22 protein-coding genes and 1 tRNA gene are annotated in these 23,489 nt (G+C 64.9%); 19 read left to right on the top strand and 4 right to left on the bottom strand.

The genetic code is table 11. The features are described 5' to 3' along the window. Positions 1 to 173: 173 nt before the first annotated feature. Together rpoB and rpoC are read left to right on the top strand one after the other, a co-directional pair. Positions 174 to 4,343: a DNA-directed RNA polymerase subunit beta gene (gene rpoB / locus M1K48_RS13095; protein ID WP_249503643.1), complete on the top strand. Its 4,170-nt coding sequence runs from the start codon at positions 174 to 176 to the stop codon at positions 4,341 to 4,343. A 68-nt stretch (positions 4,344 to 4,411) separates the two neighbouring features. Continuing rightward, the gene (gene rpoC / locus M1K48_RS13090; RefSeq protein WP_249503642.1) at positions 4,412 to 8,683 is read left to right on the top strand and encodes a DNA-directed RNA polymerase subunit beta'; all 4,272 of its coding nucleotides are present in this window, start codon (positions 4,412 to 4,414) and stop codon (positions 8,681 to 8,683) included. A gap of 139 nt (positions 8,684 to 8,822) precedes the next feature. Here rpoC and M1K48_RS13085 read toward each other — a convergent pair whose 3' ends face one another. Beyond that, positions 8,823 to 8,960, bottom strand: a complete 138-nt coding sequence (locus tag M1K48_RS13085) for an entericidin EcnA/B family protein (protein WP_249503641.1) — start codon at positions 8,958 to 8,960, stop codon at positions 8,823 to 8,825. Between the two features lie 42 nt (positions 8,961 to 9,002). Next, positions 9,003 to 9,128 (bottom strand): entericidin EcnA/B family protein, encoded by a 126-nt coding sequence (locus tag M1K48_RS13080; RefSeq protein ID WP_249503640.1) that lies wholly within the window; start codon positions 9,126 to 9,128, stop codon positions 9,003 to 9,005. Positions 9,129 to 9,262: 134 nt separating this feature from the next. Here M1K48_RS13080 and M1K48_RS13075 point away from each other — a divergent pair. The 3 genes from M1K48_RS13075 (at position 9,263) to M1K48_RS13065 (ending at position 11,331) form a co-directional block, all read left to right on the top strand. Then, positions 9,263 to 9,348: transfer RNA gene (locus tag M1K48_RS13075), tRNA-Leu, on the top strand. 98 nt (positions 9,349 to 9,446) lie between these two features. Next, the gene (locus tag M1K48_RS13070) at positions 9,447 to 11,027 is read left to right on the top strand and encodes a putative bifunctional diguanylate cyclase/phosphodiesterase (RefSeq protein WP_249503639.1); all 1,581 of its coding nucleotides are present in this window, start codon (positions 9,447 to 9,449) and stop codon (positions 11,025 to 11,027) included. Positions 11,028 to 11,136: 109 nt separating this feature from the next. Further along, complete coding sequence (locus M1K48_RS13065) at positions 11,137 to 11,331, top strand: hypothetical protein (RefSeq protein ID WP_249503638.1); 195 nt, start codon at positions 11,137 to 11,139, stop codon at positions 11,329 to 11,331. Positions 11,332 to 11,335: 4 nt separating this feature from the next. Here the strand turns inward: M1K48_RS13065 and M1K48_RS13060 are convergent, their stop codons facing one another. Beyond that, the gene (locus M1K48_RS13060; protein WP_406697377.1) at positions 11,336 to 12,673 is read right to left on the bottom strand and encodes an MFS transporter; all 1,338 of its coding nucleotides are present in this window, start codon (positions 12,671 to 12,673) and stop codon (positions 11,336 to 11,338) included. A 118-nt stretch (positions 12,674 to 12,791) separates the two neighbouring features. Between M1K48_RS13060 and pgsA the strand changes: the two genes are divergently transcribed. The 3 genes from pgsA (at position 12,792) to M1K48_RS13045 (ending at position 14,451) form a co-directional block, all read left to right on the top strand. Then, positions 12,792 to 13,358, top strand: a complete 567-nt coding sequence (pgsA, locus tag M1K48_RS13055) for a CDP-diacylglycerol--glycerol-3-phosphate 3-phosphatidyltransferase (RefSeq protein ID WP_249503637.1) — start codon at positions 12,792 to 12,794, stop codon at positions 13,356 to 13,358. A 71-nt stretch (positions 13,359 to 13,429) separates the two neighbouring features. Continuing rightward, positions 13,430 to 13,729 carry an SCP2 sterol-binding domain-containing protein gene (locus tag M1K48_RS13050; RefSeq protein ID WP_249503636.1) on the top strand — a complete coding sequence of 100 codons (300 nt, stop codon included), beginning with the start codon at positions 13,430 to 13,432 and terminating at the stop codon, positions 13,727 to 13,729. Between the two features lie 83 nt (positions 13,730 to 13,812). Continuing rightward, positions 13,813 to 14,451, top strand: coding sequence for a glutathione S-transferase family protein (locus M1K48_RS13045; RefSeq protein WP_249503635.1), 639 nt, complete (start codon positions 13,813 to 13,815; stop codon positions 14,449 to 14,451). A 132-nt stretch (positions 14,452 to 14,583) separates the two neighbouring features. Here the strand turns inward: M1K48_RS13045 and M1K48_RS13040 are convergent, their stop codons facing one another. Continuing rightward, positions 14,584 to 16,329, bottom strand: a complete 1,746-nt coding sequence (locus M1K48_RS13040) for an FG-GAP-like repeat-containing protein (protein ID WP_249503634.1) — start codon at positions 16,327 to 16,329, stop codon at positions 14,584 to 14,586. 441 nt (positions 16,330 to 16,770) lie between these two features. Between M1K48_RS13040 and M1K48_RS13035 the strand changes: the two genes are divergently transcribed. From M1K48_RS13035 to M1K48_RS12985, 11 genes are all read left to right on the top strand, one after another. Then, positions 16,771 to 17,481: a CoA transferase subunit A gene (locus tag M1K48_RS13035; protein WP_249503633.1), complete on the top strand. Its 711-nt coding sequence runs from the start codon at positions 16,771 to 16,773 to the stop codon at positions 17,479 to 17,481. Further along, positions 17,478 to 17,924 carry a hypothetical protein gene (locus tag M1K48_RS13030; protein ID WP_249503632.1) on the top strand — a complete coding sequence of 149 codons (447 nt, stop codon included), beginning with the start codon at positions 17,478 to 17,480 and terminating at the stop codon, positions 17,922 to 17,924. The genes M1K48_RS13035 and M1K48_RS13030 overlap by 4 nt, the downstream gene beginning before the upstream one ends. A 2-nt stretch (positions 17,925 to 17,926) precedes the next feature. Further along, positions 17,927 to 18,562, top strand: coding sequence for a CoA transferase subunit B (locus M1K48_RS13025; protein ID WP_249503631.1), 636 nt, complete (start codon positions 17,927 to 17,929; stop codon positions 18,560 to 18,562). Positions 18,563 to 18,686: 124 nt separating this feature from the next. Beyond that, complete coding sequence (locus M1K48_RS13020; RefSeq protein WP_249503630.1) at positions 18,687 to 18,839, top strand: hypothetical protein; 153 nt, start codon at positions 18,687 to 18,689, stop codon at positions 18,837 to 18,839. A gap of 33 nt (positions 18,840 to 18,872) precedes the next feature. Continuing rightward, the gene (locus tag M1K48_RS13015; RefSeq protein WP_249503629.1) at positions 18,873 to 19,871 is read left to right on the top strand and encodes an NADPH:quinone oxidoreductase family protein; all 999 of its coding nucleotides are present in this window, start codon (positions 18,873 to 18,875) and stop codon (positions 19,869 to 19,871) included. Positions 19,872 to 19,874: 3 nt separating this feature from the next. Next, positions 19,875 to 20,330 carry an AAC(3)-I family aminoglycoside N-acetyltransferase gene (locus M1K48_RS13010; protein WP_257794150.1) on the top strand — a complete coding sequence of 152 codons (456 nt, stop codon included), beginning with the start codon at positions 19,875 to 19,877 and terminating at the stop codon, positions 20,328 to 20,330. A gap of 94 nt (positions 20,331 to 20,424) precedes the next feature. Further along, positions 20,425 to 20,955 carry a fasciclin domain-containing protein gene (locus tag M1K48_RS13005; protein WP_249503628.1) on the top strand — a complete coding sequence of 177 codons (531 nt, stop codon included), beginning with the start codon at positions 20,425 to 20,427 and terminating at the stop codon, positions 20,953 to 20,955. A 113-nt stretch (positions 20,956 to 21,068) separates the two neighbouring features. Continuing rightward, positions 21,069 to 21,395 (top strand): DUF1476 domain-containing protein, encoded by a 327-nt coding sequence (locus tag M1K48_RS13000; RefSeq protein WP_249503627.1) that lies wholly within the window; start codon positions 21,069 to 21,071, stop codon positions 21,393 to 21,395. 5 nt (positions 21,396 to 21,400) lie between these two features. After that, entirely contained in the window at positions 21,401 to 21,646 is a 246-nt protein-coding gene (locus M1K48_RS12995; RefSeq protein ID WP_249503626.1) for a BolA family protein, read from the top strand. Continuing rightward, a complete protein-coding gene (gene grxD / locus M1K48_RS12990) occupies positions 21,643 to 21,957 on the top strand; it encodes a Grx4 family monothiol glutaredoxin (protein WP_249503625.1) in 315 nt (104 codons plus the stop codon). The genes M1K48_RS12995 and grxD overlap by 4 nt, the downstream gene beginning before the upstream one ends. Before the next feature lie 253 nt (positions 21,958 to 22,210). Beyond that, on the top strand, positions 22,211 to 23,467 hold the full coding sequence (locus M1K48_RS12985) for a glycosyltransferase (protein ID WP_249503624.1): 1,257 nt from the start codon (positions 22,211 to 22,213) through the stop codon (positions 23,465 to 23,467). Positions 23,468 to 23,489 lie beyond the last annotated feature (22 nt).

Genomic DNA, 23,489 nt, shown 5'->3' with positions numbered 1-23,489 from the left:
CGCCTGGGGCCTTTCCTGCCCTCTCCGGGACAGGGTCCGAACAGCGCGCGGGCCGAACGAAGTGGAGAGACCAGCGGGAGCAGCGCTCCACTTATTGCAACCCCCGGCTCCGTGCCGGGGATCAGCGGGAGCGCAGGCCAGACCTGTGCCCCGTCCAAGCGCAGGGACTTCGCATGGCCACCAAGTCGATCGACATTCCGCACAACACCTCTTCGGGGCGCTTCACCAAGCAGCGCCGCATCCGCAAGATCTTCGGCAACATCCACGAGATCAGCGAGATGCCGAACCTCATCGAGGTTCAGCGCGAAAGTTACGAGCAGTTCCTGCGCTCCGATCCGGCTACCGGCTATGTGTCGGGCCTCGAGAAGACGCTGCGCTCGGTATTCCCTATTCAGGATTTCGCCGGCACCGCCCACCTCGACTTCGACCATTATGTCCTCGAGGACCCCAAGTTCGACACCGACGAGTGCCGCCAGCGCGGGCTGACCTATGCCGCGCCGATGCGCGTCACCCTGCGCCTCACCTCGTTCGAGATCGATCCCGACACCGAGGCCAAGTCGGTGATCGATATCAAGGAGCAGGACGTGTACATGGGCGACATGCCGCTCATGACGCAGAACGGCACCTTCATCGTCAACGGCACCGAGCGCGTCATCGTGTCGCAGATGCACCGCTCGCCGGGCGTCCTGTTCGACCATGATCGCGGCAAGACCCACGCCTCGGGCAAGTATCTGTTCGCCGCCCGGGTGATTCCGTATCGCGGCTCGTGGCTCGATTTCGAGTTCGACGCCAAGGACATCGTCAACGTCCGTATCGACCGCAAGCGCAAGCTGCCGGTCACCGCGCTGCTGCACGCGCTCGGCCTGACCAGCGAGGAAGTGCTCAACGAATTCTACGGCCGCGTGGTCTACCTGCGCGGGCCGAATGGCTGGCAGATCCCCTACGTCGGCGAGAACTGGCGCGGCCAGAAGCCGATGTTCGACATCGTCAACGCCGACACCGGCGAAGTGGCATTCAAGGCCGGCGAGAAGATCACTCCGCGCCGCGCCAATCAGGCCGGCAAGGAAGGCCTTGCCAACCTGATCATCCCGACCGAAACCATCTTCGGCCGCTTCTCGGCCTATGATCTCATCAACGAGTCGACCGGCCAGATCTACGTCGAGGCCGGTGACGAGATCACTCCCGAGAACCTCGAAGCGCTGGACAAGGCGGGCATCGATCGCCTCGAGCTGCTCGACATCGACTACGTCAACACCGGTCCCTGGATCCGCAACACGCTGAAGGCCGACAAGTCGGAAGACGGCGACCAGGCGCTGAGCGACATCTACCGCGTCATGCGCCCGGGCGAGCCGCCGACGCGCGAGACCGCCGATGCCCTGTTTTACGGCCTGTTCTTCGATCCGGAGCGCTACGACCTGTCGGCCGTCGGTCGGGTCAAGCTCAACATGCGCCTCGGCCTCGACGCCGAAGACACGGTCACCACTCTGCGCCGCGAGGACATCCTGGCGGTGGTCAAGGAGCTGGTGAACCTCAAGGACGGCAAGGGCGAGATCGACGATATCGACAACCTTGCCAACCGCCGCGTCAGGTCGGTCGGCGAATTGCTCGAGAACCAATATCGCGTCGGCCTCCTGCGCATGGAGCGCGCGGTCAAGGAGCGGATGAGCTCGGTCGACGTCTCGACCGTGATGCCGAACGACCTCATCAACGCCAAGCCGGCGGTTGCCGCGGTGCGTGAATTCTTTGGCAGCAGCCAGCTGTCGCAGTTCATGGATCAGACCAACCCGCTGTCCGAAGTGACTCATAAGCGTCGCGTCTCGGCCCTCGGGCCGGGCGGTCTGACCCGTGAGCGCGCGGGCTTCGAAGTCCGCGACGTCCACCCGACCCATTATGGCCGCATTTGCCCGATCGAGACGCCGGAAGGCCCGAACATCGGTCTGATCAACAGCCTCGCGAGCTTTAGCCGCGTCAACAAGTACGGCTTCATCGAAACGCCGTACCGCGTCGTCACCGATCACAAGGTTACCGACCAGGTGGTCTATCTGTCGGCGATGGAGGAGGCCAAGCACACGATCGCGCAGGCCAATGCCGAGATCAATCCGGACGGCACCTTCGCCGAAGAGATCATCTCGTCGCGGCGCAACGGCGACTTCCTGATCGCTCCGCGCGACCAGATCACCCTGATGGACGTCAGCCCCAAGCAGCTGGTGTCAGTCGCGGCCTCGCTCATCCCGTTCCTGGAGAACGATGACGCCAACCGCGCGCTGATGGGCTCGAACATGCAGCGCCAGGCCGTTCCCCTGCTGCAGGCGGACGCTCCGCTGGTCGGCACGGGCATGGAAGAGACCGTCGCCCGCGACTCGGGTGCCGCCATCGGCGCGCGCCGGGCCGGCATCGTCGACCAGGTCGACGCCACCCGCATCGTGATCCGCGTCACCAGCGAGCTTCGCCCCGGTGAGAGCGGCGTCGACATCTACAGCTTGATGAAGTTCCAGCGTTCGAACCAGTCGACCTGCATCAACCAGCGTCCTCTGGTGAAGGTCGGCGACGGGGTCGAGGCCGGTGAGATCATCGCCGACGGTCCTTCGACTCAGTTCGGTGAGCTGGCGCTCGGCCGCAACGTGCTCGTCGCGTTCATGCCGTGGAATGGCTACAACTACGAAGACTCGATCCTGATCTCCGAGCGGATCGTGAAGGACGACGTCTTCACCTCGATCCACATCGAGGAGTTCGAGGTCATGGCCCGCGACACCAAGCTCGGGCCGGAAGACATCACCCGCGACATCCCGAACGTCGGCGAGGAAGCCCTGCGCAATCTCGACGAGGCTGGCATCGTCTACATCGGAGCCGAGGTCGAACCGGGCGACATCCTGTGCGGCAAGATCACTCCGAAGGGCGAAAGCCCGATGACGCCGGAAGAAAAGCTCCTCCGCGCCATCTTCGGTGAGAAGGCTTCGGACGTCCGCGACACCTCGCTGCGCCTGCCGCCGGGCGTGACCGGGACGATCGTCGACGTGCGCGTCTTCAACCGTCACGGCATCGACATCGACGACCGTACCCGCGCCATCCAGGCCGAGGACAAGGATCGCCTCAAGGGCGACGCCGAATCCGAGCGTCGGATCCTCAACCGGGCGACCTTCGCCCGTCTGCAGGAAATGCTGGTCGGCCAGGTCGCGACCGCTGCGCCCAAGACGATCAAGAAGGGCGCCACGCTCGACGTGGAGATGCTCGAGGGCACCGACAAGCACGACTGGTGGAAGATCGCCGTCAAGGATGACAGCCGCCAGGCTGACATCGAGGCGCTGAAGGGCCAGTATGACGAGGCCGAGGCGGCCATCCGCCGCAAGCTCGAGGATCGCGTCGGCAAGGTCGAGGCGGGCGACGAGCTGGCCCCGGGCGTGCTCAAGATGGTCAAGGTCTTCGTCGCTGTGAAGCGCAAGCTTCAGCCGGGCGACAAGATGGCCGGCCGTCACGGCAACAAGGGCGTCATCAGCCGCATCCTGCCGATCGAGGACATGCCGTTCCTCGAGGACGGGACTCATGCCGACATCGTGCTCAACCCGCTGGGCGTGCCGTCGCGCATGAACGTCGGGCAGATCTTCGAAACCCACCTTGGCTGGGCCGCCCGCGGCCTCGGCAAGCAGATCGGGGACATGCTCGAGGAGATGCACCACCGCGGATCGGACTTCGCCGGCAAGGACATTGCGGCGATCCGCCAGCAACTGAAGACCATGTACGGCACTCAGTATGACGGCGACATCGACGCCCGCACCGACGAGCAGGCGCTCGAACTGGCGCGCAACCTGGTCGGCGGCCTGCCGATGGGCACCCCAGTGTTCGACGGCGCGCGCGAGCCGGACGTGTCGGCGATGCTGACCCAGGCCGGTCTCGACACCTCGGGCCAGTCGACCCTGTACGATGGCCGCACCGGTGAGCCGTTCGACCGCAAGGTCACGATGGGCATCATCTACATGCTGAAGCTGCACCACCTGGTGGACGACAAGATCCACGCCCGTTCGATCGGGCCGTACAGCCTCGTCACCCAGCAGCCGCTGGGCGGTAAGGCCCAGTTCGGCGGTCAGCGCTTCGGCGAGATGGAGGTCTGGGCCCTCCAGGCTTACGGCGCCGCCTACACGCTGCAGGAGATGCTGACGGTCAAGTCGGACGACGTGATCGGCCGGACCAAGGTCTACGAGGCGATCGTCAAGGGTGACGACACGTTCGAGGCCGGCATTCCGGAAAGCTTCAACGTGCTGGTCAAAGAAATGCGCTCGCTCGGCCTCAACGTCGAACTCAACAGCGTCGACAACGCAGACGAGCCGCCGGCGCTCGCGGCGGAGTGAGGGCTTCGGCCCTCCTCTTCCCGCCATTTGAATTGAACTCGAGGCCCCTTGGGGCTCAGGAGTAACTGATGAACGAGCTGACCAACTTCGCGAACCCGGTGGCCAAGCCGGAGACCTTCGACCAGATCAAGATCGGCATCGCGTCCCCGGACAAGATCCGTTCGTGGTCGTTCGGCGAGATCAAGAAGCCGGAAACCATCAACTATCGCACGTTCAAGCCCGAGCGTGACGGCTTGTTCTGCGCCCGCATCTTCGGTCCGATCAAGGACTACGAATGCCTGTGCGGCAAGTACAAGCGGATGAAGTACAAGGGCATCGTCTGCGAGAAGTGCGGCGTCGAGGTCACCGTCTCGAAGGTCCGCCGCGAGCGGATGGGCCACATCGAGCTCGCCGCCCCGGTTGCCCACATCTGGTTCCTGAAGTCGCTTCCGAGCCGCATCGGCCTGCTGCTCGACATGCAGCTCAAGCAGCTTGAGCGGATCCTCTACTTCGAATCCTACGTGGTCATCGAGCCGGGCCTGACCCCGCTCGAAAAGTATCAGCTGCTGACCGAGGACGAGCTGCTCGAAGCCCAGGACGAGCATGGCGAAGACGCCTTCTCGGCCGGGATCGGCGCCGAAGCGGTCAAGATCATGCTGATGGACCTCGACCTCGAGGGCGAGAAGAAGACGCTTCTCGAAGAGCTCGCCGTCACCAAGTCCGAACTCAAGCCCAAGAAGATCATCAAGCGGCTCAAGGTCGTCGAGAGCTTCCTGGAATCGGGCAACCGTCCCGAGTGGATGATCCTGGACGTCGTTCCGGTCATCCCGCCCGAGCTGCGCCCGCTGGTGCCGCTCGATGGCGGCCGCTTCGCGACGTCGGATCTCAACGACCTGTATCGCCGGGTCATCAACCGCAACAACCGCCTGAAGCGGCTGATCGAACTGCGCGCGCCGGACATCATCGTCCGCAACGAAAAGCGCATGCTCCAGGAAGCCGTCGACGCGTTGTTCGACAACGGCCGCCGCGGCCGCACCATCACCGGTGCCAACAAGCGTCCGCTCAAGTCGCTCAGCGACATGCTCAAGGGCAAGCAGGGCCGCTTCCGCCAGAACCTGCTCGGCAAGCGCGTCGACTATTCGGGCCGTTCGGTCATCGTCACCGGTCCGGAGCTCAAGCTCCATCAGTGTGGTTTGCCCAAGAAGATGGCGCTCGAGCTGTTCAAGCCGTTCATCTACTCGCGCCTCGACGCCAAGGGTCTGTCCATGACCCTGAAGCAGGCCAAGAAGTGGGTCGAAAAGGAGCGCAAGGAAGTCTGGGACATCCTGGATGAAGTCATCCGCGAGCACCCGGTCCTTCTGAACCGCGCCCCGACGCTTCACCGTCTCGGCATCCAGGCGTTCGAGCCGGTCTTGATCGAGGGCAAGGCGATCCAGCTTCACCCACTGGTCTGCGCCGCGTTCAATGCCGACTTCGACGGCGACCAGATGGCGGTCCACGTGCCGCTCAGCCTGGAAGCCCAGCTCGAGGCCCGCGTGCTCATGATGAGCACCAATAACATCCTCTCGCCCGCCAACGGCAAGCCGATCATCGTTCCTTCGCAGGACATGGTGCTGGGGCTCTATTACCTGTCGATCGAAAAGGACGGGGAGCCGGGCCAGGGTTCGATGCTCGCCGACATGACCGAGGTCCACCAGGCCCTCGCCGCCGGCGTCGTCACCCTGCACACCAAGATCGTCAGCCGCGTTCCGCAGACGGACGAGGCCGGCAACCAGTATCTGAAGCGCTTCGAGACGACCCCGGGCCGCATGCTGCTCGGCGAAACGCTCCCGAAGAGCCACAAGGTGCCGTTCGAGACCGTCAACCGCCTTCTCACCAAGAAGGACATCGGCGACGTGATCGACGAGGTCTATCGTCACACCGGCCAGAAGGACACCGTCCTGTTCGCCGACGCGATCATGGGTCTCGGCTTCCGCCACGCGTTCAAGGCCGGGATCAGCTTCGGCAAGGACGACATGGTCATCCCCCAGGCCAAGGAGCCCCTCGTCGAGGAAACCCGCGCGCTGGTGAAGGACTATGAGCAGCAGTATCAGGACGGCCTGATCACCCAGCAGGAAAAGTACAACAAGGTGATCGACGCCTGGTCGCGTTGCGGTGACCGCGTTGCGCAGGAAATGATGAAGGAGATCTCGGACGTCCGTAAGGGCGACGACGGGCGCGAGCGTCCGGTCAACTCCATCTACATGATGGCTCACTCCGGTGCCCGTGGTTCGCAGGCGCAGATCAAGCAGCTCGCCGGCATGCGCGGCCTGATGGCCAAGCCGTCGGGCGAGATCATCGAAACCCCGATCATCTCGAACTTCAAGGAAGGCCTGACCGTCCTTGAATACTTCAACTCGACTCACGGCGCCCGCAAGGGCCTGGCCGACACCGCGCTCAAGACGGCGAACTCGGGTTACCTGACCCGCCGTCTGGTCGACGTGTCGCAGGACGCCGTGATCATCGAGGAGGATTGCGGAACGGACCAGGCGCTCGAAATGCGCGCCATCGTCCAGGGCGGTTCGGTCATCGCATCGCTTGGCGATCGCGTGCTGGGCCGCACCACCGCCGAGGACGTGGTCGATTCCAAGACCGGCGAACTGCTGATCGAGGAAGGCGTGCTGCTGGACGAGGCGATGGTTGCTCGGCTCGAGGCCGCCAACCTGCAGGGCCTCAAGATCCGCTCGCCGTTGGTATGCGCCAGCCGCCAAGGCGTGTGCGGCAAGTGCTACGGGCGTGACCTTGCCCGCGGCACCCCGGTCAACATCGGTGAAGCGGTCGGCGTCATTGCCGCCCAGTCGATCGGTGAGCCGGGCACCCAGCTGACGATGCGGACCTTCCACATCGGCGGCGCCGCCCAGCTCAATGAGCAGTCCAACCTCGAAGCGCCGGTCGACGGCACCATCGAGCTTCGCGACATGCCGACGATTACCGATCCGCGCGGCCGGCACATCTCGCTGTCGCGTTCGGGTGAAATCGCGATCCTCGACATGGACGGGCGCGAACTGTCGACCCACCGCATCCCGTACGGCGCGCATCTGCTGTGCGAGGGCGGCCACATCGTCAGCAAGGGCGAACGCATCGCCGAGTGGGATCCGAGCTTCAGCCCGGTGATCACCGAGAAGGCAGGTTCGATCAAGTATCAGGACCTGACTGAGATGCGCACGATGACCGAGGTCACCGACGAATCGACCGGCATCAGCCAGCGCGTCGTCACCGAGGACATGGCCAAGTCGAAGAAGGAAGATCTTCGTCCGCGCCTGACCCTGCTCGGCGACAATGCGCAGGAAGCGGGCGTCTATCGCCTGGCTGCCGGCGCGATCGTCGCGGTCGAGGACGGCGCCACCGTGGAAGCCGGCGAAGTGCTCGCCCGGATGCCGCGTGAAGCCGCCAAGACCCGTGACATCACCGGCGGTCTGCCGCGCGTCGCCGAACTGTTCGAGGCCCGTACCCCCAAGGACAAGGCGATCATCGCCCGCGTCTCGGGCCGGGTGCAGTTCCTCAAGGACTACAAGGCCAAGCGCAAGATCGCGATCGTCCCCGACGACGGCAGCGATCCGCACGAGGAGCTGGTCCCCAAGAGCCGCGTCATCGACGTACAGGAAGGCGATTACGTCAAGCGGGGCGACAACCTCGTCGGCGGTTCGCCCGATCCGCACGACATCCTCGAGGCGCTCGGCGTCGTCGCCCTGGCCGAATATCTCGTCACCGAGATCCAGGAGGTCTATCGACTGCAGGGCGTGAAGATCAATGACAAGCACATCGAGGTGATCGTTCGCCAGATGCTGCAGAAGGTCGAGATCACCGACGACGGCGACACCACCCTCCTCAAGGGTGAGCAGGTCGATCGCGAGGAGATGGACGAGATCAATTCCAAGCTCGGCAAGAACGAGCGTCCGGCCTCGGGCAAGCCGATCCTGCTGGGGATCACCAAGGCTTCGCTCCAGACCCGGTCGTTCATCTCGGCGGCCTCCTTCCAGGAGACCACCCGGGTGCTCACCGAGGCCTCTGTCCAGGGCAAGATCGACACGCTCAACGGGCTCAAGGAGAACGTCATCGTCGGCCGCCTCATCCCGGCCGGTACCGGTGCGGGCATGAACCGGATGCGGGTTGCGGCGACCAGCCGCGATGCCTCGCTCCGGGCGGCGCAGCGCAAGCTCGCCGATGCCCTCGTCGCTCCCGACAGCGCGGCGGAACTGCGTGCGGCCGAACTGGCCCAGAGCAACCGCGACGCTTCGGCCTCGGGTCCCGACCCGCTTGGTGAAGTCGTCACCAGCGGTACCGGCACCGATGCTGACGCCGGTGACTACCTGCAGGACTGAGCGAGACCGATGCTCCTCCCTGCCGCGTCCTGCGGCGGGGAGGGGGTCGGGGCCTCACCGGCCCGCCTTTAATCCAGACACGAAAAACCCCGCCGGCTCATCACCGGCGGGGTTTCTCTTTTCAGACCTGGCTGATCGCTTAGCAGCGACCCCCGTTGATGGTGTTCTCGGTGCAATTCGCAGCCGAGTTCAGATCATTGGCGGCTCCGCGAACGGTGTTGCAGGCCACCAGGGCCAGCGAACTGCCGATCAGGGCTAGGGTCAAGATCTTGCGCATGGGTCACCTCCGTAATGATAGCGGAATGACCCATGCCCCGGATCAAAGGTTGTTGTCGACCGCGTTGGCGGCCGAATTCACGTCGGCAGCAGCACCACGAACGGTGTTGCAGGCCGCAATGCTCATCGAACCGGCGATCAGGGCGAGGGTCATTACCTTGCGAATCATGGCTTGTGCTCCTTGTCTTGCGGCTGAACGAACGCGACAGCGGCAAAGCGGGTCCATGACGGGTGCGTTATTTTATTTGCGCCCGGTTTCCTTGACCGGTGCGCGGCCGTCGGGGCAAGCCGGACCCACCCCATGCGGACGTGGCGGAATGGTAGACGCTGCCGACTTAAAATCGGCTTTCGGTAACGAAGTGCGGGTTCAAGTCCCGCCGTCCGCACCAGGAGAACCAATCGGTTGCAGAGATATAACCGATTCGGAGTGAAACATTAACGGGTCATCGTGCAACAGTTGCCGATGCTCGTTGCGTCGTCAGTATCCTTGCCTACTCGTAGTCGTTGGCCCGCCAGGGCCGAATGGCCGGTCATCCTGTTGCTGCTGTGCGCGATGGCCGCCTTCATCTGGAACGGCAGCAGCCTGCTGCAACTCGTTGCCAGCGAAAAGGCCAGTGGCCTCGATCCCAGCGTCCAGGTCGCCGCTGCCGCGCTGGTCCTGAACGTCGCTCTGATCCTGTTCGGCTATCGTCGCTATGCAGACCTTCAGCAGGAAGCCGCGCTGCGCGCCGAAGGCGAACGCCGCGCCGCGCTGCAGGAAGCCACCGACAGCATCACCGGGCTCGCCAACCGCAAGGGCTTTGCCGAGGGCGTCGACAAGCTGTGCAAGTCGTCGATCGACGCGGACCATTGCCTCGTCATCATCTCGCTCCAGATGCAGCGGTTCAAGCGGATCAACGATCGCTTCGGCTACGAGATGGGTGACGCGCTGCTGAAGCGGATCGGCGAGGCGATGTGCGAGCATGTTCCCGCCAATGCGGTGGTCGCACGGCTGTCGGGCGACGAATTCGGAATCGCGCTGGCGGTCGACAAGAGTGATCTTGCCTCCGCCGAGCGGCTGGCGGAAGCCCTCCTGCGCGACGTCAGCCGGACCTATGACATCGCCGGCACCTATGTGCAGGTCGGCGCCATTTCGGGCATCGCCAGCGCCCCTCCCGGTACCGCCTGCCGCGCGGCCGACATCCTGCGTCGGGCCGACATCGCGCTCGACGACGCGCGCAGCGCCCGCGCCGCCCGGCCAACCTGGTTCGACAGCGGCATGGAAAAAGCACTGATCGAGCGCGGCGAGCTGGAACAGGCGATCCGGGTCGCCATCGAGCATCGCCAATTCATTCCCTATTTCGAACCGCAGGTCGATCTCGTCACCGGCGCCCTTACCGGCTTCGAAGTGCTGGCCCGCTGGCAGCATCCCAATCGCGGGCTGCTCAGCCCCGAACTGTTCATCCCGGTATCCGAGGAGATCGGTCTGATCGGTCCCCTGAGCGAGCTGGTGGTCGACCAGGCGCTCGACGCGGCCAAGCAGTGGGAAGGCGATTTCAGCCTGTCGATCAACATCTCGCCGGCGCAGATGTCCGACCTGTGGCTGGCGCAGCGGCTGGTGCGGCTGATCACCGAACATGGCTTTCCTGCCGACCGGCTGATTGTCGAACTGACCGAAAGCTCGCTGTTCGCCGACATCGACCTTGCCCGCAATCTGGTGGTCAGCCTCAAGAACCAGGGCGTCCGCCTGGCGCTGGACGATTTCGGCACCGGCTTCTCCAGCCTGTCGCATCTGCGAATGCTGCCGCTGGACATGATCAAGATCGATCGCAGCTTCATGGCGACCGTCCATGTCGACCGCGAAAGCGCCGCCATCATCAAGGCCGTGACCACCCTTGCCCAGGCGCTCGGAATCCCCGTCACGGCCGAGGGCCTCGAAGACGCCATCACCTACGAAAAGGCCGCGGCGCTCGGCGCCCACACCGGCCAGGGCTGGTTCGTCGGCAAGCCGATGAACTCCGACGGGGTGGCCGACCTGTTGCGTCGCCGCTCGGTCGAGGGCGACACGCTGCTTCGCCACGCTGGCTGAAGCCATCCCGGGGCCCGTAGTCCCACAACTGAACACAGCGGAAGAAGGCGGAAACGTAATTCCCGCGCGCCCCGTTTCAGCATGGTAAAAACCACGTTAAGGTGTTGCCATGCGTCGCGTCCGGGCCGTCGCCCTGCCCTATTCCGTCCGCCTCGGCGGTCCGCATCCGCTGAGTTTCGGCGTCGGTCGCCGCTGGCTCCAGTCACTGGCGCGGCAGATGCCCGAAGGGCTCAGTCCCGACGCCCGGCTGTTCGTCACCGCCTATGCCGCGGGCTTCCTCGCCATCAGCCTGTTCATCGCCTGACCCTTCAGGGGTAACCCGCTGCGACGCAGGCCTGGTGCAGCTTGCGGCCCAGCCACGCCGACACCAGCGTCCCGGCCGCGACCAGCAGCAGGGTTTCCTGCACCGACACGCCCAGCTGGACCATTCCGAACAGCAACACCGTCGCCCCGACCATCGCACCCGAATTGACGATATTGTTGGCGGCCACCGTTCGCGCGGTCTCCGATTTGGGCACGCTGGTGGTCAGGAAGGCGTAGAGCGGCACCACGAACATGCCCCCGAAGGTCGCCACCCCGAACAGGCTGGCGACCACCGGCCAGCCCGACGGCTCGGCCAGGAACGCCTTGATCCCCACCAGATCGGGGAATGGCGTCCAGGTCCGGCTGAGCAGATAGAGCGCAAGCACGCACAGCCCCATCAGCAGCGCGGAGATCGGGGCGAAGCGGGCCGACACCTTGCCGTTCAGAAGACGGTTGATGATCAGCGATCCGGTTGCCACCCCGACCGAGAAGATCGCCAGGAACAATGTCGCGACGCTCTGGTCGCCGCCGAAGACGTTCTTGACCAGCGGCGGGAATTGCGCGGCCAGCACCGCCCCCATCGCCCAGAAGAAGCTGATCGCCATGATCGCCACGAACAGCCGCGGCACGTGCATGGTCGCCTTCACCAGCCGGATCGACGCGCGCAGGATGTGCCAGTCGAGCCCCGGGCGCGGTAGGTCGGGATCGTTGAGCGTCCCGCTATCTTCGGTCGAAGGCGGCGCCGGCGGCACGAACTGCCCCGCGATCCGGCCCGCCACCGCGACCAGCAGCACCGCCGCCGCCGCATATTCGGCATGATAGCGGCCATCCGGGTCCTGCACGACCAGCAGTCCGCCAAGGATCGTCCCGCCGAGGATGGCGATGTAGGTCCCCGCCTCGACCAGCCCGGTCCCCCCTAGAACCTCGTCATTTTCCAAGTGCTGCGGAAGGATGGCGTATTTGATCGGTCCGAAGAAGGTCGAATGGATGCCCATTGCGGTTAGCGCGACCAGCATCAGCGGCACATTGAGCAGCAGCAGCCCCGCCGCGCCGAACACCATGATCCCGATCTCGGCGGTCTTCACCGCGCGGATGATGCGGGTCTTGTCGATCGCATCGGCCAGTTGCCCCGACAGCGCCGACAGCAGGAAGAAGGGCAGGATGAACAGCCCGCCCGCCAGCGCCGAAAAGGCCGCTTCCTGCGCTTCGGACCGGTAGATGCCGTAGATCACCAGCATCACCATCGCGGTGCGAAACAGGTTGTCGTTGAAGGCGCCAAGGAACTGCGTGACGAACAAGGGGACGAAACGCCTTGTCCTCAACAGGTGCGAAACATTCTGGATCAAGCTTGAGACGCCTTACGCAGTGTGCAGGTTCGCCAGTGGCTTAGCGGTGGTTGCGGCCAGCGCCAACAAGCCCCTTTGGCGTTCGGCGATGCTTGTCCTAAGACGGGCCCGAACGATGCTCTCGCTGCCTAACCTCCTGACCCTGTCCCGCATATTCGCGGTGCCGATCCTGGTGTTCCTGCTGTGGACGCCGCAGCCGATCGACTATCTGGTCACTTTCATCCTCTACTGCCTGGTCGGGATCACCGATTATTTCGACGGCTATCTGGCTCGCGCGCACGGGCAGATCAGCCGGCTGGGGCAGTTCCTCGATCCGATCGCCGACAAGATCATGGTCGCCGCGGTGATCCTGATGCTGATCTCCAGCCGGCAGCCTGACGCGCAGCCGATCATCCACGGCATCCACCTGCTGCCCGCCGGGATCATCCTCCTGCGCGAGATCATCGTCTCGGGCCTGCGCGAGTTCCTCGCCCCGCTGCACGTCTCGATGCCGGTCAGCAAGCTCGCCAAATGGAAGACCACCCTGCAATTGGTCGCGCTCGGGGCGCTGATCCTGGCCGGTGCGACCCCCGATGTGTGGTGGGTCCATGCCACCGGCTTGGTCAGCCTATGGGCGGCCGCGATCCTGACCGGGATCACCGGCTGGGACTATCTCAGGATCGGCCTCAAGCACATGGATTGAGGTGGGGGGATTGCCCGGCAAAAGGCCGCCCGCTACCAGCTTACCTACAATTTTGTCAGGAGGATTGACGAATGACCAAGCAGGAATTGGTGACCAAGATGCAGGACGCTCAGGCGTTCGTCCCGGGCAAGAAGGTACGCCTGCACTTTGGCGACGAGGGCGCGATCCTGCTCGACGGCCAGGCCAACCAGGTCACCGAGGACGCGGAAACGCCGGCCGACACCACGCTCAAGGTCAGCTGGGCCGACTGGGAATCGATGGCCGCCGGCCAGCTCGACGGAATGACTGCGTTCATGACTGGCAAGCTCAAGGTCGAGGGCGACATGTCGAACGCGATGCAGCTCCAGGGCGTCCTCGCCAAGCTGCGCTAACGCAAAATAAGGTTGAGCCTCAGGCAGCGGCGAGCGCGTTTGCTGCCTGAGGCTCCGGTTTCCGCCGGGGCGACGGAGAAACCATGCTCAAACTCTTTTACTCGCCCGGCGCCTGCAGCCTCGTCACCCACATCGCGCTTCACGAAGCCGATGCCGAGCATGAAGCGGTGCGGATCGACTTTGCCGCGGGCGAGCAGCGCACCCCTGAATATCTCGCGGTCAATCCGCATGGCCGCGTCCCCGCCCTGGTCACCGACGAAGGCACCATCACCGAGAATCTCGCGATCCTCGGCTATCTCGCCGACCGCTTCGGCGCACCCGGCTCGGTCCCGCGCGGTGACGCCTATCGCACCGCCCAGACGATGCAGATGCTGAGCTGGCTGAGCGGAACCGTCCACGCCACCGCCTTTGCCGCCCTGTTCCGCCCGGCCCGCTTCACCCCGGACGAAACCCTCCACCCCGGAATCAAGGAAGGCGCCCATGCCGCGCTGACCAGCCATTTCGTCGAGCTTGACGACCTGTGCGGCGAGGGCTGGCTGGCCGGCGACGATTACACTGCCGCCGACAGCTATGCCGCGGTGTTCTACCGTTGGGCCCGCGCCGCCAAGTTCGACCTGACGCTCTACCCGCGCTGGACCGGCCTCGTGTCTCGCGTGGTCGAGCGTCCCGCCGTGGTCCGTGCCATCGCCCACGAAGGCCTCAAGATCGATCAGTTCGCCTGACGCCGTTCGCTATCGGCCCTTAGCGGTCGCCCGGAAGATGGGGAGCGGCCATGATCCCAGGCCGCCCCCCGTCCTCGTTTGCAGCGCCTTTGCAAAAGCGAGACGCTTCTCCGCAAACGCCGTCGGTTCGGTTCAGAACATCCAATGCGCCTGGTTCAGGCCAGCAAGCACGCCAGCCTGACCAAAGCCGACGATATCGATCCGTCCGTCATTGTTGATGTCGGCCAGTTCGCGGTGGAAGATGTTGTCGCTGGTCCACCCCTGGTTACCGCCGAAGTTCTCCACATCGAGGGTGGCGGAAGTGAACGTACCGCTGGCGCTGCCATAGGCAACATAAGTCCCCGCGATCCCGAACCCCACGATGTCGGCACGCCCATCGCCGTTCACGTCGGCAACATCACGCGCAAAGCCGTTCTGGGTCGACCATCCCTGGTCCTTGCCGAAATTGCTCAAGGCAAGCTGTGGAGCCTGGAACGTGCCATCGCCTTTCGACAGCGCCACCCACGTGCCCGCAGCGCCGAAGCCGATGATGTCGTCCTTCTTGTCGCCATTCACGTCCGCGACGACGCGATGGAAGGCGTTGTCGCTGGTCCAGCCCTGCTGCACCCCGAAATTGGCGAGGGCGAGGGCGGCGACCCCGAAGGTGCCGTCGCCATTGCCGAGCGCCACCAGGGTGCCGGCCGAGCCGAAGCCGATCAGGTCTGCCTTGCCGTCGCCGTTGACGTCGCCGACCACTCGTGCGTGGCTTTCCTGGGATGTCCAGCCTTGCGCGGTCCCGAAATTCTGAGCACCGACGACGGGTGCCGCGAACGTTCCGTCTGCTCGAGCAAGCGACACGAGCGTACCGGCAGTGCCGAAACCTATGATGTCGGCACGGCGATCGCCGTTCACGTCGGCAAGCTCACGATGGAACGCGTTGTCGCTGCTCCAGCCCGCGGACTGACCGAAGTCGGAGGAGACCAGGCTGGCCGCGGAAAAACTGCCATTGGCCGAGCCGAAGGAAGCGACAACGCCAGCCTGCCCAAAGCCGACGATGTCGCTGTAGCCGTCCCCGTTCACGTCCGCGACATGCCGCGGGTAGGAATCCTGGCTTGACCAACCGCCCGCGCCCACCGCGAAATTGCTGACCAGTACATTCCCGGAACTGGCGAACTGCTTGCTGAGAACGAGTTGGACCCCACCGCCCGCAGCCGCGCTCGCCAACAGGATGCCGCTGGGTGCCGATCCGAAGGTGAGGGAGCCGCCGGTATAGTTCAGCGTCGAGCCAGTGATATTGAACGAGAATGAGGACAGCGTCGCATCGGTGATCACGATTCGATCACCGAACGTGAAGTCGAGAAGGACATCGCCGCTCAGCCCTGCCTTCGTGTCCCGGAAGGTGTCGTTACCGGACCCACCCTCGAGTATGTCGCGTCCAAGACCGCCCGTAATGGTGTCGTTCCCGGCGAAGCCGCTCATGCGATCGGCAAAGGAGGACAGAATGATCGTATCGTCACCGCTCAAGGCAGAAACGATCAGCGCGAACTCATCGGCGTTCGAAGGCGTTGCAGCCGCATCGTACAGTGACACGGCACTGATGGATATGCCCTCGGCATACCAGAGAAAGCCGGAACTATCGTACTCGGCTTCGGCGACGAAATTCACAGTACCCGAAACGACGCGCCCAAGCGCATCTTCCGTCATCCCGCTGCCAAGGAAATAGAGTTCGAGATCGTCGAAGCCGTCGTAGCCATTGACATAATAGACATCGGCGTACGTTACGCCGTTGACCTGGACCTGCGCGTTCTTGGTAAGGTAAGCATCATAGGTATTCTCGAAATACCAGTTCAGATCGACCGTGTTGATATCAAATTGATCGAACGCTACTAACTTTGCCATGATTGACCCCTGTTGACCGATCCAGATACAACAAATCGGATGGGGCATAATGTGCGAGTGCCCCTCCCCATTTGACAGGGTACGCCAAGCGGCGCGGGGGTCAAGCGCGATTGATAACAACAGTTACACAACAAGGTTAGCGGGGTTTACACCATCCATGTCCGCTCCGGTCTACGGCGCGCCTCATCAGAGATGGCCGCAGAAGCTTAAGAGTGGGCGAGCCAGTCAGTGTCGGCCCGTTACCGGCCACTCCGAAAATGCTCTATTCGTCCGGCATGCAACGATATCAGGCCGAAATCTTGGCCAGTTTTTGCTCGCGGCAGTGCAAGCATGCCCTCCTCCTTCGAAGCGATGCCCGCCCTACACCCGCGCTCCCCTGCCACCAAAGTTGAAAACTCTTTCAACTTGCCGCTCGCGGTCCGTGTTGATTAAGACGGGGTCATGGCCAACAAGATCTATCCCGACGCCGCAGCGGCCCTCGACGGGCTGCTCCACGACGGCATCACCATCGCTGCCGGCGGCTTCGGCCTGTGCGGCATCCCCGAGCGGCTGATCGACGCGATCGTCGCCAGCGGCGTGACCGGCCTGACGGTCGCGTCCAACAATGCGGGGATCGACAACGAAGGTCTCGGCAAGCTGCTGCGCACCCGCCAGATCGCCAAGATGATCAGCTCCTACGTCGGCGAGAACAAGGAGTTCGAGCGCCAGTATCTCGCAGGCGAGCTGGAGGTGGAATTCTGCCCCCAGGGCACGCTGGCCGAGCGGATGCGGGCCGGCGGCGCGGGCATCCCCGGCTTCTACACCAAAACCGGCGTAGGCACGAAGGTCGCCGAGGGCAAGGAAGTGAAGAGCTTCGACGGCGAGGACTATATCCTCGAACGCGGGATCCGCGCCGACCTTGCCATTATCAAGGGCTGGAAGGCCGACGAGAGCGGCAACCTCGTGTTCCGCAAGACCGCCCGCAACTTCAACCAGCCCGCCGCCACCAGCGGCAAGGTCTGCGTCGCCGAAGTGGAAGAGATCGTGCCCGTCGGCAGCCTCGACCCCGACACCATCCACCTCCCCGGCATCTACGTGAAGCGCCTGATCCTCGGCGCCCCCTACGACAAGAAGATCGAGTTCCGCACCGTCCGCCAGCGTGAGCCGGCATGATCTCCCGCAACAATTGGCTGCTTATTGCCGGTTCGTTGAGCATTGCCGCAGCATTGCTTCATCTCGCTTGCATTGCGGGCGGACCAGCATGGTATCGCGCTGTAGGGGCTCCCGAACCGTTGATAGGGGCCTTGGAACGCGGCAACCCGGCACTTGCGTACATCACTGCTGGCATCGCAGTCATTCTCGCGATCTGGGGCGCTTATGCATTCGCGGGTGCCGGGTTGATCCGCCGCCTTCCGCTGATGCGAACCGCGCTCATCATCATCAGTGCGATCTACCTGGCGCGCGGACTGATGATCGTTGATCCCCAGCGCTTTACCGAACCCGGCCGCTCCTCGACCTTCATGCTCTGGACATCGCTGATTGTCCTGGTGTTCGGGCTCACTTATGCGATCGGCACCTGGCGCGCCTGGTCCGCGCTCTCAGCAAAGAAGGTTTGACGATGCCCTGGTCCCGTGACGACATGGCCGCCCGCGCCGCCAAAGAGCTGCGCGACGGTTTCTACGTGAACCTCGGCATCGGCATTCCGACCCTCGTCGCCAATCACATCCCGCAGGGTCTGGAAGTCACCCTCCAGTCCGAGAACGGCATGCTCGGCATCGGGCCGTTCCCGTACGAGGACGAAGTAGACGCCGACCTCATCAACGCCGGCAAGCAGACCATCTCCGAGCTTCCTTCGTCGGTCTATTTCAGCTCGGCCGACAGCTTCGCGATGATCCGCGGCGGGCATATCGACCTCACGGTGCTCGGCGCGATGGAGGTCAGCCAGGGCGGCGACATCGCCAATTGGATGATCCCGGGCAAGATGATCAAGGGCATGGGCGGCGCGATGGATCTGGTCGCGGGCGTCAAGAAGATCATCGTGGTGATGGAGCATAATGCCAAGGACGGCAGCCCCAAATTCATCCCCGAATGCACCCTGCCGCTGACCGGCTGCAACGTCGTCGACATGATCATCACCGACCTCGCCGTCTTTCAGCGCTCCGATCACGCCAGCCCGTTCAGGCTGATCGAGATTGCTCCCGGTGTGACGCCCGAGGAAGTGCGCGAGAAGACCACGGCGCAGTACGAGGGCTGAGGCGGTTCGCCGCCTCCTCCCCCTGCTTTTCCTGGCGGGCTGCGCGCCCGAGGCGCCGCCCGTCACCATCGACGGCTCTTCTCCCGAACGCTTCGCCGCCACCACCGCGGCAGCGCGCGAGCAGTTGGACCCCGCCGACCGCGTTGCCTTCGACAGCGCGCTCGGTTCGGTCGGCAGCCGCCGCTATTCGGCCGACCCGGAGGCCCTGCTCCGCACTACCTTCGACGGTATGACCGGCCCGCAGATCGCCGAAGATTATCGCCGCCGCACGCGCTAGGCGGCGGCCTGCCGCCGGGCTAGAACCGGCGCCATGAAAGCCCTGCTCAGCACCGCTCCAGGCGGCCCCGACACGCTCCAGCTCTCCGACTTGCCCGAGCCGGCACCCGGCCCCGGCGACCTGCTGGTCCGGGTCCGCGCCGCCGCCATCAACTTCCCCGACGTCCTGATCATCGAGGACAAGTATCAGATGCGCCCGCCCCGCCCGTTCGCGCCGGGCGGCGAGATCGCGGGTGAAGTGCTTCATGTGGGCGAAGGGGTGAATGGCTGGTCGGTCGGCGATCGGCTGATCGCGGTCCCCGGCTTCGGCGGCCTCGTCGAACAGATCGTCATTCCCGCCGCGTCGGCCTTCCGCCTGCCCGACAGCCGCAGCTTCGCGCAAGGTGCGGCGCTGCTCCTCACCTACGCCACCTCGATCCACGCGCTGTGGGACCGCGGGCAACTGAAGGCCGGCGAGACCCTGCTGGTGCTGGGCGCGGCCGGCGGTGTCGGCCTCGCGGCGGTGGAACTCGGCAAGGCCCGCGGCGCCCGCGTCGTCGCCGCCGTCTCCAACGAGGATAAGGCGCAAGCCGCCCGCGACGCCGGCGCCGACGAGGCGATCGTCTATCCCCGCGGACCCTTCGACAAGGACGCCAGCAAGGCGCTGGCCGAGCAGTTCAAGGCCGCGGTCGGCCCCAAGGGCGCGGACGTCATCTACGATCCCGTCGGCGGCGACTATTGCGAGCCCGCGCTGCGCGCCATCGCCTGGGAAGGCCGCTACCTCGTGGTTGGCTTCCCCGCCGGCATCCCGCGCCTGCCCTTGAACCTGACCCTGCTCAAGTCGTGCGACGTGCGCGGCGTGTTCTGGGGCGCCTTCGCCGCGCGCGATCCGCAGGCCAACCAGGCCCATGTCGAGGAGCTATTCGCGCTGTGGGACGAGGGCAAGATCAGTCCCCGGGTCAGCGCCACCTACTCGCTCGACAAGGGCGGCGATGCCATCGCCTCGCTCGCCGCGCGTCAGGTGATCGGCAAGGTGGTGGTGGAGATCGGCTGAGCGGTGGAGATCGTCCGCCTCGCATCCTGCGATCTGCCCCGCTTCCGGGCGATGAATCTCCTCTTCTCCGCCGCCTTCGAGGATCCCGCCAGCTACGAAAGCGCGCCGCCGCCCGACGATTACGTCCGCGAGCGCCTCGCCGACCCATGCTTCGTCGCCTTGGTCGCGGTCGAGGGGGAGGCGATGCTGGGCGCGCTCGCCGCCTACGAACTGCCCAAATTCGAGCAGGCCCGAAGCGAGCTCTACATCTACGATCTGGCCGTGGACGAAGCGCACCGCCGCCGCGGGATCGCCACCGCCTTGATCGCAACGCTGCAGGACCATGCCGCGGCGGTCGGCGCATGGATGATCTTCGTCCAGGCCGATCCGCCCGACGAACCCGCCGTCGCCCTCTATCGCAAGCTGGGGAGCGAGGAGCGCGTGCTGCACTTCGACATCGCCCCCGCCTCCGCCCGCTAGGACCAAAGGCCATCTGAAAGCGCGGGTATCAGCACACCACCTATGGGGTCCGGCAGCGTTGCCGGAGTGACAACCAACTGGAGCTCGCACCCCCATGCGCACAACCGCCCTGTTCGCCGCCTTCGCCGGCCTCGCCCTCGTTGCGGCCCCCGCCGCCGCCGATCATCACACCAAGGCCCCCGGCCGCAGCGTCGTCGAAGTCGCCGTCGGCAATCCCGACTTCTCGACCCTGGTCACCGCGGTCACCGCCGCCGACCTCGCCACCACGCTGAGTGGCAAGGGCCCCTTCACTGTCTTCGCCCCGACCAATGCCGCTTTCGCCAAGCTTCCGGCCGGCACCGTCGAGACCCTCGTCCAGCCCGCCAACAAGGCGACGCTGACCTCGGTCCTCACCTATCACGTGGTTCCGGGCCGGGTGAACGCCGCCCAGCTGACCAAGCTCATCCGTGACGGCGGCGGCACCGCCACCCTCACCACGGTCCAGGGCGGGACGCTCAAGGCCTTGCTGATGGGCAGCCGCATCATGCTGACCGACGCCAAGGGCGGCATGTCCCATGTCGTCACTGCAAACGTCAACGCGTCAAACGGCGTGATCCACGCCATCGACACGGTGGTGATGCCCTAAGCCTTCACGGGCCGGCGGGATGGGGTTTGCCTCGCCCTGCCGGCCGCGACGCCGCATTGCCACTCGCGGCGCCCGCGCCTATCTCCCGGCTGATACCTTCAGTGGGAGCGGACATGACCACCTTCGACGATCGCGAACGGGCCTTTGAAACCAAGTTCGCGCATGACGAGGAGATGAAGTTCCGGGTCATCGCTCGGCGCAACAAGCTCCTCGGACACTGGGCTGCCGGCCTGATGAAGCTGTCGGCGGTTGAAGCCGAAGCCTATGCCAAGGACGTCGTCCGCGCCGATTTCGAGGAAGCCGGCGACGAGGACGTCATCCGCAAGATCCTCGGCGACCTCACGGCGGCCAATATCGAGATCGACGACGCCGCCATCCGCCAGGCGCTGGCCGACAAGACCGTCGACGCCCGCCGCCAGCTGATGGAAGCGCAGGGCTGATCCTCATGCCGATGGCCGCCGACGACATCGAAGCGCTGATCCGCGCCGCCCTCCCCGACGCCAGGATCGAGATTATCGACCTGCGCGGCGACGGCGACCATTATGCCGCCACCGTCACCAGCGCGGCCTTTGCCGGCCTGCCGCGGGTCCGCCAGCACCAACTCGTCTACCGCGCGCTGGGTGGCCGGATGGGAGGCGAACTCCACGCCCTCCAGCTGACCACCGCCGCCCCTCAGGAGCAAGTAATATGAGCAACGCCAACGAGCGCATCGACGCCCTGGTCAAGGGCAACGACGTCGTCCTCTTCATGAAGGGCACCGCGCTGTTCCCGCAATGCGGCTTCTCCAGCCGGGCGATCGCCATCCTCGAACATCTCGGCACGCCGTACGAGACGGTCGACGTCCTCCAGGATCAGGAAATCCGCCAGGGCATCAAGGAATATAGCGACTGGCCGACCATTCCCCAGCTCTACGTGAAGGGTGAGTTCGTCGGCGGATCGGACATCATGATGGAGATGTTCGAAAGCGGCGAGCTGAAGACGATGGTTTCGGCCGACGCGTGAGCCCCGGCTCCATGTTCGCAAACAAAAAGGGGCGGCGAGGCTGGACCAGAAACCGCCTTGCCGCCCCTCTGTTTGGCGTGGAACCAAAGTGGACAGCATCACTGATGCAGTGCCCGTGCCAGTTTCTGCCGGGTGGCGGATTTCAGCCATTTCCTTCTGAGCAAGGCGCTTTTCGCCGGGCTCGAGTGTCAAGCTTTCCGACAGCCATGCGCCCGCTTGGCACTTTACCCCGGCCGGTGCATTGGCTGGCGTCGTGAACGCCGATTTTCCACCCCCTGCCGCCGACCGGCCGCTGCTGCTGTGTGACCTGACACAAAGCTGGTCGGCGGTCGGCGGCGGGGTCGGCACCTATCTCCGGGCCAAGCGCGCGCACATTGTCGCCAACACGCCTCATACTCACCTGATGATCCTCCCTGCGGCTTCCGACGCGATCGAGGAAAGCGACGGCGGCCGCGCGATCACCGTCTGGCTGAAAAGCCCGAGCGTCCCGTTCAGTCCGAACTACCGGCTGCTCCTGCGCAACGGCGCGGTACGCAAGGCACTCGCCAGCTACCGTCCCGACGTGATCGAGTGTCAGGATGCGTATAATCTGCCGTGGGCCGCGACCGCGCACCGCAAGGCACACCCGGGGACCGCGCTGGTCGCCGGCTACATGACCGACTTTCCCAACGTCTATGCCGAGCGACCCATTTCCAAGGCGCTCGGCAGCACGATCGGCCGCGCCGCGGGCAAGCTGTGCTACGATTATTGCGGCAAGCTCTATCGCCAGTTCGACTGCGTCTACGCCCTGTCCGAGGCTGGCGGCGGCCACCTGCTGCGCTCGCTCGGCGTCGAGGATGTCCAGATCCTGCCATTGGGCGTCGATCTCGCCGACTTCGGCCCAGACCGCCGCGATCCCGAACTTCGCCGCTCGCTCGGCCTGTCCGACGATCAGCCCCTGCTGATTTACGTCGGGCGAATGGACATCGAGAAACGTCCCGACATCATTGTCGAGGCGTTTCGCACCCTGCCGGAAAGCGTCGGCGCCCGGATCGTGCTGCTCGGCCAAGGACCTCAGAAGGAAGAGTTCGAAGCGCTCGGCGACCCGCGCATCATCACCCCGGGCTTCGTCACCGACCGCGCCACGCTCGCGCGCTACCTCGCCAGCGCCGACCTCTACGCCTCGGCCATGCCCAACGAGACCTTCGGCGTCTCCGTGATCGAGGCCCAGGCCTCGGGCCTGCCGGTGGTCGGCGTGAACGGCGGGGCGATGCCTGAGCGTGTGCTTCCCGGCATGGGCCTGCTCGGACCGATCGCCGACGTCGCCGCGATGGCCGCCAACATCCAGTCCGTCCTCGCTTCCGATCACCGCGCGATGGGCGAGCGCGGCCGGGCCTATGTCGCGGGTGAATACAGCTGGCCGCACAGCATGGAAAAGCTGTTCGGGACGATCATCCCCCACGCCCTCGCCCGCGCCGCCACCCGGCAATTGCCGGATGTCGCCACTGCCGGATCGCTGGTCGAAGTCTGAACCCCCGTTCATCCCCCGTTTA

Source organism: Sphingomonas glaciei (assembly GCF_023380025.1).
GTDB lineage: Bacteria > Pseudomonadota > Alphaproteobacteria > Sphingomonadales > Sphingomonadaceae > Sphingomicrobium > Sphingomicrobium glaciei.
This window is presented reverse-complemented; position numbering and strand designations above follow the sequence as displayed.